Raw genomic sequence first — 18,564 nt, forward strand, 5'->3', positions numbered from 1 at the left:
CCTCTGCCCCCGACGGCGCCCCTCACCTCCCGAGGCGAGGGGCGTCGTCGTGCGTCTCCGGGCGGCGCGACCCACACCCGGTCTGTCCGATGAATGGACAGGGGACAGGCGTGGGGTCCCTCACACTGCTAGCGTCAGCAGTGAACAGTACGGCGCCGTGGCCGCACCTTCCGCAGTCCGCGCGTTCCGGCAGTCGTGCTTGTCACAGTGATCGGATGCCCAGAGTTCGACAGGTTGCACCGAGTCCGAGGTGAGCCTCGGGGGAGGAAGGAAGCAGATGAGAGACATCCAGCAGGGCGGATGCCCCGTGATGCATGACGGCGCTTCGTCGTCCGGGACCGGGACCGGGACCGGGAGCGAGAGCGAAAACCCCGCCATCCCGGCGCCTGAGCCCAAGGCCCACCGCCCACGGCAGAACTCGGACTGGTGGCCGAACCAGCTCGACCTCTCCGTGCTCCACGCCCAGAACCCCAAGGGCAACCCACTCGGTGCCGATTTCAGCTATCGCGACGAGTTCGCGAAGCTTGACGTCGAGGCGCTCAAACAGGACATCGCCAAGGTCCTCACGACGTCGCAGGACTGGTGGCCCGCCGACTTCGGGCACTACGGCGGCCTCATGATCCGGCTCAGCTGGCACGACGCCGGCACGTACCGCGTGTTCGACGGCCGCGGGGGCGCCGGCGACGGCAGCCAGCGCTTCGCGCCGCTGAACAGCTGGCCCGACAACGCCAACCTGGACAAGGCCCGGCGCCTGCTCTGGCCCGTGAAGCAGAAGTACGGCCAGAAGGTCTCGTGGGCCGACCTGCTCGTTCTCGCGGGCAATGTCGCCCTCGAATCGATGGGCTTCACGACCTTCGGGTTCGCCTTCGGCCGAGAGGACGTCTGGGAGCCGGAGGAGATCTTCTGGGGCACGGAGGACACGTGGCTCGCCGAGGACCGGTACGTCAGCGAGGACGAGATGGTCCCGGTGGTCGGCGCGACCGAGATGGGCCTCATCTACGTCAACCCCGAGGGCCCCAAGGGCAACCCCGATCCGGCCGCGGCCGCGGCCTTCATCCGCGAGACCTTCGGCCGCATGGCGATGAATGACGAAGAGACCTTCGCCCTCATCGCCGGCGGGCACACGTTCGGCAAGACCCACGGCGCCGCCCCCGCGGACTCGCACGTCGGCCCCGAGCCCGAGGGCGCGAATCTGGAGAACCAGGGCCTCGGCTGGCTCAGCACCTACGGGACGGGCCACGGTTCCGACACCATCACCTCCGGCCTCGAAGTCACGTGGACCGACCGGCCGACCGAGTGGAGCAACCGCTTCCTCGAGATCCTGTTCGGCTACGAGTGGGAGCTGACGAAGAGCCCGGCCGGCGCACACCAGTGGGTCGCCAAAGATGCTCCCGAGATCATCCCCGATCCCTTCGACCCGCAGAAGAAGCACCGTCCGACGATGCTCACCACGGATCTCTCGCTGCGCGTCGATCCCACGTACGAGGCGATCGGGCGCCGTTTCCTAGAGAACCCCGACGAGTTCGCGCTCGCGTTCGCCAAGGCCTGGTACAAGCTCCTGCACCGCGACATGGGCCCGGTCGGACCGCACATGCTCGGCCCGTGGGTACCGGAGCCCCAGATCTGGCAGGACCCGGTTCCCGCCGTCGACCACGAGCTCGTCGACGACGCCGACATCGCCTCCCTCAAGGCTCGGCTCCTCGACACGCTGAGTGCCGACCAGCTCATCGGCACGGCGTGGGCCGCGGCGTCGAGCTTCCGCAAGACCGACAGGCGAGGCGGCGCCAACGGTGCGCGCATCCGGCTCGAGCCGCAGCGCGACTGGGAGGTCAACCAGCCAGAGCAGCTCGAGGCTGCGCTCCGGGCCCTCGAGGGCGTGCAGGAGGCATTCAACGTCGCCCAGACCAATGGCAAGCGCGTCTCCCTTGCGGACCTGATCGTCCTCGGCGGCTCTGCCGCTGTGGAGAAGGCCGCTAAGGACGCCGGATTCGACGTGACGGCGCCCTTCCGGCCCGGCCGCGCCGACGCGACGCAGGAACAGACGGACGTCCAGTCGGTGGCGTACCTCGAGCCCCGCGCCGACGGCTTCCGCAACTACCTGCGTCCCGGCGAGAAGGTGCCGGCGGAGACGCTGCTCGTGGACAAGGCCTACATGCTCGACCTCTCCGCGCCGGAGATGACTGCGCTCCTGGGCGGTCTCCGGGCGTTGGGAGCCAACAACGGGGGCTCTGCGCACGGCGTCCTCACCGACCGGCCGGGCGTGCTGACCAACGACTTCTTCGTCAACCTGCTCTCTCCCGGCACCCAGTGGAAGGCCTCGGAGAGCGAGGAGAACGTGTACGAGATCCGCGACGTCGCGACGGGCGAGCTCAAGTGGACGGCGACCGCGGTCGACCTGATCTTCGGCTCCAACTCGCAGCTGCGCGCGCTCTCGGAGGTCTACGCGAGCGACGACGCAAACGAGAAGTTCGTCAACGACTTCGTGGCGGCCTGGACGAAGGTCATGGAGCTCGACCGGTTCGACCTCCACTAGGCGGAGCTCCGGGCCGGCCCCAGCTTGGCCGGCCCGGAGTCCGCCCGACGGCGCTCGGCGGTCCGCAGCTGGACTCAGGGCCTGGCGCCTTCGTTCACCTGGAGGCGGATCGTGTCATACATGATCCCGGCCATCGGCTGCATCCAGGTGTCGGAGGTCGGCGCCGTGGCAGGCTTCGTGTGGGCCAGGGTGATCACGTTCTCGCCATCGCGCAGGAGCGTTGCCGGGAAGGCGACGGTCGGGATCTGGCGGTGCATCGAGCGGGCCACGAGCCGGTAGGAGGAGTTGTCGCCGGGTACGCCCGGCAGCGGGTCGAGGGAGGCGATCGTGGTCCCGTTGAGTGTCACCTCGAGCGTCGCGAAGACTTGGGCCGCGAGGGCAATGTCGAGGAACCCCGTTCCCTGCTCGAACCGATGCGCGTCGAACCGGATCTTCCACGTCTCGAGGCTGCGGTCCGGTGTGGTGCCGCGCCATGCAAGCTGGGTGTCCGTGCCGGGGGTCTTGACCGCCGGGTGGAAGTAGTTCCACGAGGTCGCTGGATCGTCAACCCCGACCTTGAAGTCCACCCCCTGCGGGAACTCGTAGGGGTATTCGAGCCACGTCAGCGTGCGGCGGAAGCCGTCCATACCGCCGTGGATGTGGAACTCCTCCGCCGAGCGGTCCGGCGTTCCGATCTGCCACAGGGTCGGGCCGTGCTCTGTCGGCTGCCACACGTGGTTGCCGGTGTCCAGGGACGTCCCCGCCAGGACCGTGATGCCGGTGCGCCGGTACTCGCCCATCGCTCCCTTCGTGAAGGCGGCGAGCGTGTACGTCCCGGGCCGCACCGCCGGGATCGTGAACCTGCCGCCTGGCCCGATCTTGGCGGAGTAGATGTAGTCGAGGTTGAGGTACTGCCAGTCGTCGCCGTCGAGAGTCACGCCCTCGTAGGCGCGGTCGGGCCCTGGCCGGAAGAGCACGGCCCAGCCGTTGTCGACGGCCCCGAGCGAGGAGACCGTGAGCTTCCCTGTCACGTGCGAGCGCTCCTGCGCCCCGTAGGCGGGGTCGTCGACCCACGTGTAAGGCCACGCGGCGATCTCTCCCGCAGCCGCCCGCCTGGCATCCTCCCAGAGGGCCGCCACGTTATGCGCCTCGTCGCCAACCGAGGCCTCGCCGACATGGAGGTAGAACGGCCCGTAGACCTTCTCCCACCCCTTGGCGGGCACGACGTCCGGCTCTCCGTAGTGGCCCGTGAGCGGGTGCCAGAGCAGGATCATGCCGCTGTAGTAATCGTGGCAGGTTAGCTCCTGTCGGGTCGGTCCGCCGAAGGACTCCTTGCTGGCCTGGACGAGCGAGAGCCCCACCTTTCCGTTGGAGATCATGAACACGTGGTTGTCGCCCTCGAGGTTCGACGCGTTCTGGTACTTGGACCAGATCGACCCGTCCGGCAGGGCATAGGTGGTGTCCTGGAGCGTGGTCCAGTGCGCCGCGTCGTAGAGGCTGGGGCGCTGCCGGATGCCGCGCTCGTCGTCGACCGCGAACCAGCGGAAGGAGGGGTCGTCGGCCGCGAAGGCGTAGCGCAGCTGCCCGAGCGAGAGCCCGTCCGGCATGTTCTCGGTGTACTTGACGATCCAGTACTGGTGCAGGCCCGACGCGCCGCGCTCCAGGGCGATGCGGAGGTCGAGGTAGAAGGTCAGCCTGGACGGATCGTTGGAGAGGACCGAGACCTCGATCCGGTCTGCTGTCTGGCTGACTACGCGGAACGTGGCGCCGGACATCCCGGCCGCACCGGCCGCACCGGAGTAGTTGAACGTCGTGTAGCCGTGGCCGTGTGAGCCGCTGAGCAGGTTGACGTTCTCGTTGCCCTGGACGCTGCCGATGAGGCGCAGGTCCCGGATCTCGGCTGTGGTCTTGACGACCGTGAACCGCACGATTCCGTTGGCAAGCGTCACAGACGTCCCGTTGTCGACGAGCGTGACGTCGGGCCCGGCAGTAGCAGTAGCGGAGGCCCGCGGTGCAGCCGACAGGGGGAGGGCCGCGGCACCCGCGGCGAGGCCCATGAGGCCGAGGACGGTGCGGCGGGCGAGGGGTGTGGACATAAGTGGAGCTCCTTCGGCGTCGTTGCCTTGCACAAGGTCGTTCCTTCACGGGGGATCGCCTGCTGGCCAGGCTGCGCTGCGCGGTATCCACCCACGAAAGCCCCGCGATTGAGCGGGAAAGCGCTTTCTGCATTGAAACGTTAAATTTCCTGAAGGCCGCAGTCAACACCTTTCCCGACTTTCCCAGAATTGCCCCAGAGCGGGGCTCCCGGCGCCGCTCCTCGGGCAGCGGCGCAGCCGGACGTCAGGCCCGGGCGAAGTCGAAGTTCATGATCACGCGACGGGGTGTCGGGTGCGCGAGCTCGGTGAATCCCGCCTCTTCGAACACCTGCCGGGTGTGGCCTCGGCCCACGGCTCGCACGTGGTGCGCTCCTGCCCGCTTCTCGGAACGCGACACGCACTCTCGAGCCGACACGCCGCGTGCCGGAGTGATTGGGAAATGACAACCGGGCCGGGGCACACAGACGGGTGAGGCGGAACCCCCGGCCCGTCGTGTGACGTCTCGTGACGCAGCGTGAACGCCCGTGACCGGACCCTTGGCCACGCACCCGGGGTCCCTCCATGCTGGAACCCATGATCACGCAGCGCACCACCCGGACCGGGCGTCGAATGCCCCGATGTCGGGCCCGTCGATAGGCCCCGTCCGAGACCTGACGACACTGCGAGATCGAGGAACCTCCCATGAGCGAGACCGTCAAGACCCCTGAAACCATCCGCATCACCGCCGACTCGGGTCCCCCGAAACGTGGGCGAGCGATCGCCCTCGGCATCGCGGCCGCCGTCGTGATCCTCCTCGGTGCGGGCACAGCGGTCGCCACAGCACTGAACAGCGGCGAGCAGCGCACGACGTCGTCCGTCGCCACCGGGACCCCGGCACCACAGCTGCGGCTCGGCTACTTCGGCAACGTCACCCACGCCCCCGCCCTCGTGGGAGTGCAGAACGGTCTCATCGCGGGCACCCTCAAGGATGCCGGCACCAACAGCCTCACCACGCAGGTGTTCAACGCGGGCCCTGCGGCGATCGAGGCGCTCAACGCGGGCGCCATCGACGCCGCATACGTCGGCCCGAACCCGGCCATCAACTCGTTCGTGCAGAGCCACGGGGAGTCCGTCTCCGTCATCGCGGGCGCGGCTGCGGGCGGCGCGCAGCTCGTCGTCAAGCCGGGCATCACGGACCCGGAGCAGCTCAAGGGCAAGGTCCTCGCGACGCCCCAGCTCGGCGGCACCCAGGACGTGGCACTCCGCGCGTACCTCGCGTCGAAGGGCCTCAAGACCACCCCGAACGGCGGCGGCGACGTCACCATCAACCCGACCGAGAACGCGCAGACCCTCAAGCTCTTCCAGGACGGCAAGCTCGACGGCGCGTGGCTCCCCGAGCCGTGGGCGTCCCGCCTCGTGCTCCAGGCCGGCGCCAACGTGCTCGTTGACGAGAAGGACCTGTGGGACGGCAGCGGCACGGGAAAGCCCGGCGAGTTCCCGACCACGATCCTCATCGTCAACAAGACGTTCGCTGCACAGCATCCTCAGACGGTCGAAGCCCTCCTGAAGGGCCACGTCGCCGCCGTCGACTGGCTCAGCCGCGCGACCTCCACCCAGAAGGCGAGCACCGTCAACGCGGCGCTCAAGGCCGCGGCAGGGTCTGAGCTGCCCGCGGACGTCATCGAGCGGGCCCTGGGCAACATCACGTTCACCACGGATCCGCTCGCGGGCGCCTACTCCAAGCTCCTTGCGGACGGCGTCACAGCAGGGGTCACGAAGACCGCGGACCTCCACGGCCTCTTCGACCTGCGCGCACTGAACGCACTGTCGGGCCAGGCGAAGGTCAGCGCCGCTGGCCTGGGCCAGGACTGACGGGACGAGAGGATCAAGACATGACCGTAGTGCTCGAGAACCTCGGCAAGCGCTTCGGCGCTGGCGCGCCCGTGCTCGACAGCGTCAACGCCACCATCGCCCAAGGCGAGTTCGTCGCACTCCTGGGCGCCTCGGGCTGCGGCAAGTCCACGCTCCTGAACATCATCGCCGGTCTCGAGCGGCCCACCGCTGGCGCGCTCGAGGTCCCGGCGGACGGTGCCGCGTTCATGTTCCAGGACGCCGCGCTGTACCCGTGGCTCACGGCACGGGCCAACATCGAGCTCGCGCTCAAGCTCCGCGGGGTGCCGAAGGCGGAGCGGCGGGCACGCGCCGTCGAACTCCTCGACCTCGTTCACCTCGGCGAGGCCGCGGACAAGCGCCCGCACGAGCTTTCGGGGGGCATGCGGCAGCGCGTCGCCCTGGCCCGGGCGCTCTCGCAGGACCGGCAGGTCCTCCTCATGGATGAGCCGTTCGCGGCCCTCGACGCCATCACGCGCGACCTCCTCCACGAGGAGCTCACCCGGATCTGGCGGGAGACCGGGCGGACCATCATCTTCGTCACGCACAACGTCCGCGAGGCTGTGCGGCTCGGACAGCGCGTCCTGCTGCTCTCGTCGCGGCCCGGGCGCGTCGTCGCCGAGTGGTCTGTCCCGGACGCCACGAAGCATGACGCCGCCGCGGCCGCCGCCCTGACAGCCGAGCTCACCTCCCGACTGCGGCAGGAGATCGCCCGCCATGCCAAGTAATCCGCTGCTCGAAAAGGACACGCAGGCCTCCCAGGACCGCGGCCTCCCGCCGCTCACCAACGTCTCGACCGTCGGCGAGCCGACCGGAGAGGAGCTCCGCGCCCTCGAATCAGGGCTCGACCAGCTCCAGTCGGACACCGTCAGGCGCCACCGGGACTGGTCACGGGCGCTCCTGCCGCTTGCCGCCGTCGTGGTCCTGATCCTCGCCTGGCAGCTCTACGTGACGCTCGGCCTCAAGCGCCGCGACCTCGTCCCCGGCCCGCTTGACGTTGCGGCGTCGCTCGGCGAGCTGTGGAAGGAGGGCCGGGCCCAGGAAGCGGTCTGGACCTCGCTCCAGCGCGGGCTGCTCGGCTTCGCGGTCAGTGCGCTCGTCGCGACCCCGCTCGGGCTGCTCCTCGGCCAGGTCAAGCCCCTCCGCCGCGCGTTCGGCCCGCTCATCTCGGGCCTCCAGGTCCTGCCGTCCGTCGCGTGGGTGCCGGCCGCGATCATCTGGTTCGGACTCACCGATGCGACCGTGTACTTCGTGGTGCTCATGGGTGCGATCCCCTCGATCATCAACGGGCTCATTGCGGGGATCGACCAGATCCCGCCGCAGTACCGGTCCGTCGGCAAGGTCCTTGGCGCGTCGCGGACCGAGCTCGCGCTCCATATCGTGCTCCCCGCGGCGCTTCCGGGCTATGTGGCCGGGCTCAAGCAGGGGTGGGCGTTCTCGTGGCGCTCGCTCATGGCCGCGGAGATCATCGCCGTGGGCGGGACTCTCGGGTACGGGCTTGGATCCCTTCTCGATCAGGGCCGGACCCTGAGCGACATGGGCGTGGTCATGAGCGCGATCCTTGTGATCCTGGCCGTCGGCATTGCGATCGAGCTGGCCGTGTTCGGACCCCTCGAGCGGCGCATCCTCGCCCGCCGCGGACTTCTCACGGGAGGCACGCGATGAGCGGCATCGACCTGTACCCCACCTCGCTGCGGCTTCTCGGCCGGGACGTGCTCGTGGTCGGCGGCGGCGCCGTGGCTGCGCGCCGCGCCCGTGGCCTGCTCGACGCCGGCGCGAAGGTGACCGTCGTGGCGCCCGAGGCGGGGCACGACGTCGTGCGCCTCGCGGAGGCTGGCCTCGTCACGTGGGTGCGCCGCGGCTACGCGACGTCTGATCTCGAGGGCGTGTGGTTCGTCCAGACCGCGACGGGCCTGCCGGAGCTGGACGCGCGGGTGGCCGCAGAGGCCGAGGGTCGGCGCATCTGGTGCGTCAATGCCGCCGATCACGAGGCCTCCGCCGCCTGGACACCCGCGACCGCCCGGGTCGACGACGTCACCGTCGCCGTGAACGCCGGGGGAGACCCGCGCCGCGCGAAGGCCCTCAAGGACGCGATCGTCCTGGCGCTGCGCACCGGGAATCTGCCGCTGCGGCGGCACCGCCGCACCTCTCCCGGACGGGACGCGCACGACGGCGCGGGGCTCGCTCCCACGGGCAGCCGGTCCCTTGGCGGGCGGGTCGCCCTCGTGGGCGGGGGTCCGGGCGATACCGGGCTCATCACGGTCCGCGGCCGGCAGCTGCTGGCCGAGGCCGACGTCGTCGTGGCCGACAGGCTCGGGCCCCGTGGACTCCTCGCTGAGCTCGGGGACGCCGCGGCGGGCGGCCCGCGCGTCATCGAGGTCGGCAAGGCCCCCGGCGCACATCAGGCCACGCAGGACGAGATCAACGAGATCCTCGTGCGCGAGGCTCTGGCCGGAAACGTCGTCGTGCGCCTCAAGGGCGGCGACCCGTACGTCCTGGGGCGCGGCGGCGAGGAGGCAGAGTTCTGCCGGCGCCATGGCGTCGACGTCGAGGTGGTCCCCGGTGTCACGAGCGCCATCTCGGTGCCTGCCGCCGCAGGCATCCCCGTGACACACCGCGGCCTCGCGACGGGCTTTAGCGTCGCGACGGGCCACGATGAGCTCGCCGAGCTTCCCGCCCGGTCGGACCACACGATCGTCCTGCTCATGGGCGTCCGCCGGCTCGCGGAGTCCGTCGCCGTGCTGCGTGTGCGCGGTCTCGCGGCGCACACGCCCGTCGCCATCGTCGAGCGCGGCTGGACACCCGATCAGCGCGTCACGATCGCGACACTGGGTACCATTGTTGACCGTGCCCGCGCCGTTGGAGTCGCGAACCCCGCGGTGATCGTGATCGGCGACGTCGTGCGCGTGAGCCCCTACGCGACCGCGGATCTCGGCGCATCCCTGACCACGCAACTCCACTGAACCCTCAGAACGAACCGAAGGAACACAGCCGTGTCGAACCTCAACCCCGCCCCGCGGGGCACCGCCCAGCGTCCCCTTCGCGTGGCCATCGTCGGCTCCGGACCCGCCGGCGTGTACGCCGCGGACCTGCTGACGAAAAGCGCCCCCGTTGCCTCGGGCGAGCTCACGCTGAGCATCGACCTGTTCGACCGCTACCCGGCCCCGTACGGGCTCATCCGGTACGGCGTGGCTCCGGACCACCCGCGCATCAAGGGCATCGTCAACGCGCTGCACAAGGTCCTGGACCGCGGCGACATCCGCTTCTTCGGCAACGTGGACTATGGCACGGACCTCTCACTGGCTGACCTGCAGCGGCACTACGATGCCGTGGTCTTCGCGACCGGTGCGATCAAGGACGCGGACCTCAACATCCCCGGCATCGAGCTCAAAGGCTCCTTCGGCGGTGCCGACTTTGTCTCGTGGTATGACGGCCAACCCGACGTGCCGCGCGAGTGGCCGCTCGAAGCGCGCGAGGTTGCGGTGATCGGCAACGGCAACGTCGCGCTCGACGTCGCGCGCGTGCTCTCGAAGCACGCCGACGAGCTCCTGGTCACCGAGATCCCGGACAACGTGTACCGGATCCTCAAGGAGTCCCCGGTCACCGACGTGCACGTGTTCGGGCGCCGCGGCCCGGCCCAGGTCAAGTTCACCCCGCTCGAGCTGCGCGAGCTGTCCCACTTGCACGACGTCGACCTCGTCCTCTATCCCGAGGACTTCGAGTTCGACGATGCCTCCGACCGCGAGATCCAGACCAACAACCAGGTCAAGACCATGGTCGGCACGCTGACCAACTGGATCGCCGAGCAGCCCGAGGATGTCTCCGAGCTCACCGCCTCGCGCCGCCTGCACCTGCACTTCCTGCAGAGCCCGGTCGAGATCGTCGACTCGCCCGAGACGCCCGGCCGCGTGGCCGGGATCCGGTTCGAGCGCCAGGAGCTCGACGGGACCGGCGCCGTTCGGGGCACCGGCGAGTTTGTCGACTACCCCGTCCAGGCCGTGTACCGGGCGATCGGCTACTTCGGCTCGGCCCTGCCCGACGTGGAGTTCGACCATCGCCGCGGCGTCGTGGTGAACGACGGCGGCCGCGTCCTCGACGCTGACGGCTCGCTGGTGCCGGGGGTATACACCACGGGCTGGATCAAGCGCGGGCCCGTGGGCCTCATCGGGCACACGAAGGGCGATGCGCTCGAAACCATCGGGCACCTGCTCGATGCCCGCGAGGACCTGCCCGCCGCCGAGGCCCCCGCCGAGGCCGCCGTGACGGACCTGCTGGCCGAGCGGGGCATCGAGTACACGACGTGGGAGGGCTGGCTCGCCCTCGACGCGCATGAGAAGGCCCTGGGCGCCGCTGCGGAGCCGGCTCCGACGCACAAGGGCCCGGTGGCGCGCGAGCGCGTCAAGGTCGTGGCGCGCGAGGACATGGTCGAGATCTCGAACGGTGCCCCGGTCGTAGGCTGACTGACTCCTCCTTCGCCGATGTCACCCCGTGTGGGGGCGAGGTCACCCCGTGTGGTGGCGAGGTCACTGGGTGTGGTGCCGCGGTCACCCCGTGTGGGCCCGACGTCACCCCGTGTGGGGGCGAGGTCACCCCGTGTGACGCCGAGGCCGGGCCGCAGAACCAACTTCGGCGAGAAGGGGTGCGCTACGCCTTCGCGACCTTCCTCACCGCGAGGGCCAGGTACAGCTGCACGCGGTCGGCGGTGACGGCGGGGTCGTACCCGGTGAGCTCGGCGATCTGCCCGAGCCGGTAGCGGACGGTGTTCCGGTGCAGGTTGAGCTGCTCGGCGACCTGTGCCACCGAGCCGTTGAGGGTGAGGTACGTCTCGAGCGTGTGCACGAGCTCCGCGCCGTGCTGCCGGTCGAACCGGGCGAGCGGGCCGATCGCCTCCCCGGCCATGTCCGCGAGGGGAACGTCCTCGCTCGCAAGCAGGAGCGAGGTGATGCTCAGGCGCTCGGGCTCGTTGACCTCAAGGCCGCGTGCGGCGGCATCCTTGGCCTCGAAGTAGCTCCAGCGCAGGCCGTTGGGCTTCGTGTAGGCACCGCCTATACCGATCGTCGCGTGGATCCCCGCCTCGGTGAGGTGGTCGGAGAGGAGGCGGCCCAGCTTCGGCGCGGCGGCGCCGTCGTCCTCCACCACCACCACGAGGTCGCGGTCGAGCATCGCGGTCACCGCGCCGTCGAGCGCGGCAGGGAGCGTGGCACCGCGCAGGTTCTTGTGGTGTGCGGCGGATTCGGCGAGCAGCACCACGTTGCGCTTCGTCGAGTTCACCCCGATCGCGGCGAGCCGGCGAGAGGCCTCCTCGGCTTCAAGGGTTCCGCGCACGACGTCGTTGATCACCTGCCCGGCGAGGGCCCGCTGGGATTGGCGCTGCTTCGTGAGGTTGTTGAGCTCGATGCTGATGAGGTTCTGCGCGTACGAGATGATCCCCGTGTCCTCGAACGGCTTCCTGGCCCACAGGGTGCACGCGTCGCGGCGACCGGTTGGGACGGGGTACGGGACCCATCGGTCCATGGTGGGCGTCCCTGCCTCGGGTCCCGAGGCGTAGAGCTGGGCTGTGAACTGGGTCAGGATGATCTCGGTGTGGAGCATCGTGCCGAGGTGCTTGAGGAGTTCGTGGAGGCCGCCGCCCGTTAGGAGCGAGCGTGCCAACACCTGATGCGCGCCGATGAGGCGCTCGAGGCTCGCATAGTGGTCGGCCGAGTGGGAATCGGCGACGAGCTTCCCGATGGCCATGAACGGCGTCCGGTACGGGACCTCGATCACCGGCACGCCCCAGCGGTTCGCCTCTGCGATGAGGGCGGGCGGGATCTCGTCGTGCCCGAGGCCTACGCCGAAACCGATGCCCAGGGCGCCGGCCCGCCGGAGCACGCGCACGAACCGGCGTTGCTCGATGGCGGTGCGCTGCCGGACCCCGGTGGTGAGGACGAGTTCCCCGCCGGTGAGGAACTGCGCCGGATCCTCAAGCTCCGTGACGGCCACCCAGCGGATCTCTTCGCGCAGCGTGGCGGTGGCGGAGCCCGCGAGCCGGAGGCCGAGATCGGCGTGGTTGAGGAGCTCGGCGAGGGTGAGGGCCATGCGTTCAACTATAGGCAAGGGCGCTGGTTGATCGCACTACGTTGCGCCGGGTGACTCGTGCGATCGGCCATTCCTGCTGTGGCCTGCCTCGCATTACCTTGGGACCGACGAAAGGATTGCATCCATGGACATCCAGTACCGCCTCGAGCAGAAGCGCAAGGTCCTCAAGGACTTCCCGGGCCCTCGGTCCCTCGAGCTCACCGCACGTCGCGCAGCGGCCGTCGCCGCGGGCGTCGCCTCGTCCGTGCCGGTGTACGTCGCGGACGCCGACGGCGGCATCATCCATGACGTCGACGGCAACTCGTTCATCGACCTCGGCTCGGGCATCGCGGTGACCACCGTGGGCGCGTCCGATGCGGCGGTGGTGGGCGCCGTGAAGGAGCAGGTCGAGCACTTCACGCACACGTGCTTCATGGTCACGCCCTACGAGGGCTATGTCGCCGTCGCCGAGAAGCTCAACGAGCTCACCCCGGGCCACCACGCCAAGCGCACGGTCTTGTTCAACTCCGGTGCCGAGGCCGTCGAGAACGCGATCAAGATCGCCCGAGTCGCCACGGGCCGCAGCGCCGTCGTCGCCTTCGACCACGCCTACCACGGCCGCACGAACCTCACGATGGGCCTCACTGCGAAGGCCATGCCGTACAAGTACGGCTTCGGACCGTTCGCCAGCGAGATCTACCGCGCGCCCATGAGCTACCCGTTCCGCGAGGAGAACGCGCAGATCACAGGCAAGGAGGCCGCTGAGCGCGCCATCCTGACCATGAGCAAGCAGATCGGCGCCGACCAGATTGCGGCCATCGTGATCGAGCCGATCCAGGGCGAGGGTGGGTTCATCGTCCCGGCCGAGGGCTTCCTGCCGCGCCTCGCCGAGTTCGCGAAGGAGAACGGCATCGTCTTCATCGCGGACGAGGTCCAGTCCGGCTTCGCCCGCACGGGCGAATGGTTCGCCGTTCAGCACGAGGGCGTCGTCCCGGACCTCATTACGACGGCGAAGGGCATCGCGGGCGGCATGCCGCTCTCCGCGGTCACGGGCCGCGCCGAGCTGCTCGACGCCGTCCACGGCGGCGGTCTGGGCGGCACCTACGGCGGCAATCCGGTGGCCTGCGCCGCCGCGCTCGCCGCGATCGAGACCATGGACTCCCAGGACCTGCGCGGCCGCGCCCGCGAGATCGAGGCGACCGTCAAGGAGCGCTTCGGCAAGCTTCAGGCGGAGCTCGGCGAGAACGGCATCATCGGCGAGATCCGCGGCCGCGGGGCCATGCTGGCGCTCGAGTTCGTCAAGCGCGGCAGCGCCCAGGCCAAGGAGCCGGACGCCGCCACGACCAAGGCGATCGCCGACTACTGCCTCAAGGAAGGCGTCATTATCCTCACGTGCGGCACCTACGGCAACGTGATCCGGCTCCTGCCTCCGCTCGTGATCAACGATGAGCTGCTCAACGACGGACTCGATGTGCTCGAGGCGGCGATCCGCGCCGTCGCGTAGGCATCACTTCCCGGTAGAGTCTGCGGTATCAGCCGCAGACCGGGACGAGGGCGCCCGGATACCCCGGGCGCCCTCGCCGTCTGCCGTGACTCGACCTGAAGGAAGGGTGGGCCATGCGTTACGTCGTCGGTTACCAGGCAGACCAGCGGGGAGCGGATGCGGTGGCCCTGGCCGTCGCGATCGCGCGAGCCCAGGGCGCCTCGTTGGACCTCATGCTCGTCATCGGGGAGGACGCCCCCTACGTTGCGGCCAATCCGGACGGCAAACGGGTCCACCCCGAGGAGCAGCAGACTCTCACCGCCCAACGCGAGGCCCTCGCTTTGGTCCCTTCCGACGTCGAGGCGACATTCCATGTGCGGCACGGCCATTCGTTCGCCGCGACCCTGATCGAGGCCGGCGTCGAGTTCGAGGCCGCACTCATCGTGGTCGGCGCCGCCAGCAACGGACTCTTCAAGCGGTATACGGTCGGCTCCGTTGCGAACGCGCTCCTGCACGCCTCGCCGATCCCGGTCGCACTCGCGCCGCGTGGCTATCACCGCATGGATCCGATCGAGCGCATCACAGCGTTCATCGGCCGGCGCGAGGGGTCAGAGGCCGCGGTCGACGTCGCACTGGTCGCCGCCGGGCGGCGGAACGTGCCGCTGCGGTTCGTCTCCCTCGTGGAGCTCGATGAGCGGGCCGACGACTTCGGCGAGAACATCAACGCCGCCCACCGCCACGCGAACACCGTCCTCACGGAGGCCGCGCACCGCCTCCCGCCCGGCCATGAGGCGAGTGTCGAGGTGGCGCACGGGCGCACGTTCGAGGAGGCCGTGGACAGCCTCGACTGGCTCGACGGCGAACTCGTGCTCGTCGGATCGAGCCGGCTCGCCCAGAAGAACCAGCTGTTCCTGGGCTCGACCGCGAACAAAGTCCTGCGCTCCCTGCCCGTGCCCATGGTCGTGGTCCCGCGCGACTACGAGCGTGCCGAGTCCCACCCACTGGGATAGCGGTGACGGACTTCGCGGCGAACATCACCTCGGCGCCCGGTCGGCGGGCAGGGGCGGTGTCGACCGAGGGGATCCTCATCCGGCACCACAAGACGGGCGCGACGGAAGTCTCCTTCGCCGTCCCGTCCGGCGGCCATCTCCTGCACTTGGCGGCAACGTGCGTGTCCAACGACCTCCGCACCGCCGCAGCGGCCCACTGCATCGCCCTCACCCGCGTCGACGTCTGCTCCGACGGCGACTTCGACGAGGCGCTGACCCGGTCCACGGGAGTCGCTCTCGACGTCGAGGCCGAGGGCACCGCCCCGCCCGAGGGCGACCCGGCCGCGTAGGGAACGCGGACGGGCCTCCAGCGCCACATCGGACCCCGAGCGGCACAGCAGGCCCCCACCAGCGCCGCAGGTCCTGAGCGCGACAGCAGGCCCTGAACGGCACAGCAGGCCCGCACCAGCACCTGCCACGCCGTTCTGGGCCTGCCAACGGACCCGGCGCTTCGGGACGTGTTATCCACATGGCTCGCCAGTAGGGCGACTCGGCCTTCCCGGGAGCGCGAGACTGCCGCCATGAGCACACCGACCCTGACCAACTTCTTCGATGAGCGATGGCCAGACGTGACTGTCGCGTCGACCCGCGAACTCGCGGCGCGCGGCGTTGACCACAGGGTCCTCACCGAGGCCGTGAAGCGGCGGGAGCTTGTCCGGCTACGGCGCGGCGTGTACGTCCGCCGCACTACGTGGCTGTCACTCAAGCCTTTGGAACAGGACCGGTTGAGGATCGAGGCGCACTGGCTGTCGACCGGCGGCTCCGCCGTATACAGCCATACGTCGGGCGCACGCGCTCACGGGCTCAGCACGTGGGACGTCGGCCCGAAGGTGCACGTCACGGTGCCGTACTCCGGCTCGAAGACGAGCCACGGAGTCGACGTCGTCGCACATTCGCTCCCGGTGCCCGAGGTTGACCTGGCACGAGTGGCGATCGCACCGGGCCGCATCGCCACAGCGGTCGGTGTAGAACGCACGGTCGCGGACTGTGCCCGCACTCTGGACATCGAGCGCGCCGCGATCATCGGGGACAGCGCACTGCGGCGAGGGGTGACGATCGAGCGCATCCGGGCGGCCGCCGAGCGGACCCGGGTGGTACGAGGATCGCGGAAGGTGGAGGACCTGTTGGCGGTCCTCGACGGGAGGTCCGAGTCTGCGGGCGAGACGCGGACCCGCTTGGCTCTGGCGGCCGCAGGACTCCCTGCTCCGCACCTTCAATATGAGATTCCGACGATCCATGGTCTGTTCCGGGCGGATTTCGCGTGGCCCGACTTGTTGGTCATTCTGGAGTTCGACGGTGACTCCAAGTACTTCGACTACCGCCCGACGGCCGAAGCGCTCCTCCTCGAGCGCAGACGCGAGGTCGCGCTCATGGAGGAGGGGTGGACCGTGGTGAGGACGCGATGAGCCGATCTCGAGACCCCGGGCGTCATCATCGCGAAGCTCGAATCGGCATTCGCGAGGGCACGGAAGGTCACGGCCTGACGCGTTCGGGCCCCGGTACACGCCACCGACCCGAGCACGACAGGCCCCGACCGGCATAACATGCGCGCGCCACGGCCCGTTATGCCGCCGAGAGCCTGCCAAGAGGCTTGCAGACCTCGGCCTGCCCGATCAGGCCTCGTGCGGGGCGCGGAGCTGGCCGGTGGAGGTCTGCGCAGCCACCGCGGCACTGTCCTCCCGGTCCGCCAAGTCCGCCGCTGACTGGGCCTCGGACTGGGTCGCGAGCCCAGCCCGGCGCAGGTTCATCCGGCGCCGCCGTGAGACGAGCAGCATGTCCGCCGTCAGGACCGCGAGGGCGAGCCACACGATGCCGAAGCCGATCCACCGCTCGGGCGCCATGTGCTCCCCGAGCACGGTCACGGCCATGATGAACTGCATGACCGGTGCGATGTACTGCAGGAGCCCGATGGTCGTCATGGGCAGCCGTCGGGCGGCCGCCCCGAAGAACAGCAGCGGCACGGCCGTGATGATGCCGCTCGCAGCCAGGAGCCAGAAGTGGCCCGCACCGTAGCCTGTGAGGGTGAGTGTGCCGGCAACGCCGAGCCACACCACAACGCCGAGGGCCACGGGAGCGAGCACGATCGTCTCGACCGTGAGGCTCGTGACGGCATCGACCTTTGCGCCGACGCGGTTCTTGACCAGCCCGTAGAAGCCGAAGCTGAAGGCCAGGATGAGCGCGATCCACGGCACCTGGCCGTAGGCCACCGTGAGCACGACGACGGCGACCGCGCCTGTGCCGACCGCCGCCCACTGGATCGGCCGCAGCCGTTCCTTGAGCACGAGCACGCCCAGGAGCACCGACACGAGCGGGTTGATGAAGTACCCGAGGGCGGCCTCGATCGTGTGCCCGGTGAGTACGCCGAACGTGTACGTGAGCCAGTTCACCGCGATGAGAGCGGCCGCGAGGGCGAGGGCCCAGAAGACCCGCCCGCTGCGCAGCACGGCGCCGAGCGACCGCCAGGCCCGGGTCACGGCGATGAGCACAAAGCACACCACGAGGGAGAACAGGACGCGATCGGACACGATTTCCACCGGACCGGCCGGGGCGAGGGTCAGGAAGTACAGGGGGAGCAGCCCCCAGAGACCGTAGGCACCGATGCCGAAGAGGAGGCCCGCTCGGGCAGGGGCAGTCGCTGTCGCGGGCCGGGTTGAGGCATCGGGTTTCACGGTCACGAACGTAGCAGCCCGGGCCTTGAAGGAATTATTCCTCAGACCTCCCGCGCGAGGCCTGCCGTACTCAGTCCCCAGCCCCCTGAAGCGCACAACCACAGCGTCGTAGCGGCCGAGAGGCTCCCGACGGCCATGAGTGAGACGAGCACCACGAGCTGGACGATGGCGGCGTCCACCGGGCTCGCCCCGCCGAGGACCATGCCCACGAACGCCCCCGGCAGGGTCACCGTGCCCACGGTCCGAGTCTGGTCCAACGCAGGGACGAGCGCCTCGCGGGCCGTGTGCCTCGCGACAAGGAGCCGAGCGGCCGGCCATTCGAAGCCGAGGGCCACGGCGGCCTCGACCTCCCCGCGCCGCCCCGCGAGCTCGGCGACCACGCGGCGGCCGGCGAGGCTCGTGGTCGTCATCGCCCCGCCCACCTGCTGCCCGATGAGTGCGATGAGCGCCAGGCCCGCGAACGGCAGCACCCCGGTGACCAGGAGCACGGCAGTGGCGGGCAGCACGCCTGCGGCGATGGGTCCCGCCGACCACCACCAGCGCCCTCGGTCCACTCGGCGGCCGGACGTGACAGTCGCAATGACGAACATCAGGAGCGCGAAGCCGAGCGCGAGCCACGGATTCTGCCCGAGCTGGGCCACGAGGAGGGCGACGACGGCGAGCTGGACCACCGCGCGCAGGCTCGCCGTAAGCGGGGGGAGCCACCCGCCGTCGAGCGCCCAGCGGTGGACAGCGGCGGCGAGGGCGGCGAGGATGACGACGGCGGCGGCAACGCCGGGCCCGAGTCCCAGAAGCGTTGACGTCTGCACGAGAACTACAATAGGAGGCT

14 protein-coding genes are annotated in these 18,564 nt (G+C 69.8%); 10 read left to right on the forward strand and 4 right to left on the reverse strand.

The features are described 5' to 3' along the window. Positions 1 to 277: 277 nt before the first annotated feature. Positions 278 to 2,533, forward strand: coding sequence for a catalase/peroxidase HPI (gene katG / locus RBS60_RS00310; protein ID WP_307955523.1), 2,256 nt, complete (start codon positions 278 to 280; stop codon positions 2,531 to 2,533). Between the two features lie 74 nt (positions 2,534 to 2,607). Here the strand turns inward: katG and RBS60_RS00315 are convergent, their stop codons facing one another. Continuing rightward, entirely contained in the window at positions 2,608 to 4,608 is a 2,001-nt protein-coding gene (locus RBS60_RS00315; RefSeq protein WP_307955524.1) for a polysaccharide lyase family protein, read from the reverse strand. A gap of 681 nt (positions 4,609 to 5,289) precedes the next feature. Between RBS60_RS00315 and RBS60_RS00320 the strand changes: the two genes are divergently transcribed. Genes RBS60_RS00320 through RBS60_RS00340 form a run of 5 tightly spaced genes read left to right on the forward strand, consistent with a single transcriptional unit; the run spans position 5,290 to position 10,937 of the window. Then, positions 5,290 to 6,459: an ABC transporter substrate-binding protein gene (locus tag RBS60_RS00320; RefSeq protein ID WP_307955525.1), complete on the forward strand. Its 1,170-nt coding sequence runs from the start codon at positions 5,290 to 5,292 to the stop codon at positions 6,457 to 6,459. Positions 6,460 to 6,479: 20 nt separating this feature from the next. Beyond that, positions 6,480 to 7,205, forward strand: coding sequence for an ABC transporter ATP-binding protein (locus tag RBS60_RS00325; RefSeq protein ID WP_307955526.1), 726 nt, complete (start codon positions 6,480 to 6,482; stop codon positions 7,203 to 7,205). Beyond that, positions 7,195 to 8,142 (forward strand): ABC transporter permease, encoded by a 948-nt coding sequence (locus tag RBS60_RS00330; RefSeq protein WP_307955527.1) that lies wholly within the window; start codon positions 7,195 to 7,197, stop codon positions 8,140 to 8,142. Before RBS60_RS00325 ends, RBS60_RS00330 begins: the two co-directional genes overlap by 11 nt. Next, a complete protein-coding gene (gene cobA, locus RBS60_RS00335; RefSeq protein WP_307955528.1) occupies positions 8,139 to 9,440 on the forward strand; it encodes a uroporphyrinogen-III C-methyltransferase in 1,302 nt (433 codons plus the stop codon). The genes RBS60_RS00330 and cobA overlap by 4 nt, the downstream gene beginning before the upstream one ends. Before the next feature lie 30 nt (positions 9,441 to 9,470). After that, entirely contained in the window at positions 9,471 to 10,937 is a 1,467-nt protein-coding gene (locus RBS60_RS00340) for an FAD-dependent oxidoreductase (RefSeq protein ID WP_307955529.1), read from the forward strand. 184 nt (positions 10,938 to 11,121) lie between these two features. Here RBS60_RS00340 and RBS60_RS00345 read toward each other — a convergent pair whose 3' ends face one another. Beyond that, positions 11,122 to 12,555 (reverse strand): PucR family transcriptional regulator ligand-binding domain-containing protein, encoded by a 1,434-nt coding sequence (locus RBS60_RS00345; RefSeq protein WP_307955530.1) that lies wholly within the window; start codon positions 12,553 to 12,555, stop codon positions 11,122 to 11,124. Between the two features lie 124 nt (positions 12,556 to 12,679). Between RBS60_RS00345 and gabT the strand changes: the two genes are divergently transcribed. The 4 genes from gabT (at position 12,680) to RBS60_RS00365 (ending at position 16,472) form a co-directional block, all read left to right on the forward strand. After that, entirely contained in the window at positions 12,680 to 14,038 is a 1,359-nt protein-coding gene (gabT, locus tag RBS60_RS00350) for a 4-aminobutyrate--2-oxoglutarate transaminase (RefSeq protein WP_307955531.1), read from the forward strand. 113 nt (positions 14,039 to 14,151) lie between these two features. Then, positions 14,152 to 15,027, forward strand: coding sequence for a universal stress protein (locus RBS60_RS00355; RefSeq protein WP_307955532.1), 876 nt, complete (start codon positions 14,152 to 14,154; stop codon positions 15,025 to 15,027). 2 nt (positions 15,028 to 15,029) lie between these two features. Beyond that, positions 15,030 to 15,356: a hypothetical protein gene (locus RBS60_RS00360; RefSeq protein WP_307955533.1), complete on the forward strand. Its 327-nt coding sequence runs from the start codon at positions 15,030 to 15,032 to the stop codon at positions 15,354 to 15,356. 231 nt (positions 15,357 to 15,587) lie between these two features. Continuing rightward, positions 15,588 to 16,472, forward strand: coding sequence for a type IV toxin-antitoxin system AbiEi family antitoxin domain-containing protein (locus RBS60_RS00365; protein ID WP_307955534.1), 885 nt, complete (start codon positions 15,588 to 15,590; stop codon positions 16,470 to 16,472). Positions 16,473 to 16,679: 207 nt separating this feature from the next. Here the strand turns inward: RBS60_RS00365 and rarD are convergent, their stop codons facing one another. Together rarD and RBS60_RS00375 are read right to left on the reverse strand one after the other, a co-directional pair. Then, a complete protein-coding gene (gene rarD / locus RBS60_RS00370; RefSeq protein ID WP_374049185.1) occupies positions 16,680 to 17,741 on the reverse strand; it encodes an EamA family transporter RarD in 1,062 nt (353 codons plus the stop codon). Positions 17,742 to 17,776: 35 nt separating this feature from the next. Then, positions 17,777 to 18,544 carry an ABC transporter permease gene (locus RBS60_RS00375; RefSeq protein ID WP_307955536.1) on the reverse strand — a complete coding sequence of 256 codons (768 nt, stop codon included), beginning with the start codon at positions 18,542 to 18,544 and terminating at the stop codon, positions 17,777 to 17,779. Positions 18,545 to 18,564: the final 20 nt, after the last annotated feature.

The organism is Sinomonas sp. ASV486 (assembly GCF_030908215.1).
Lineage (GTDB): Bacteria > Actinomycetota > Actinomycetes > Actinomycetales > Micrococcaceae > Sinomonas > Sinomonas puerhi.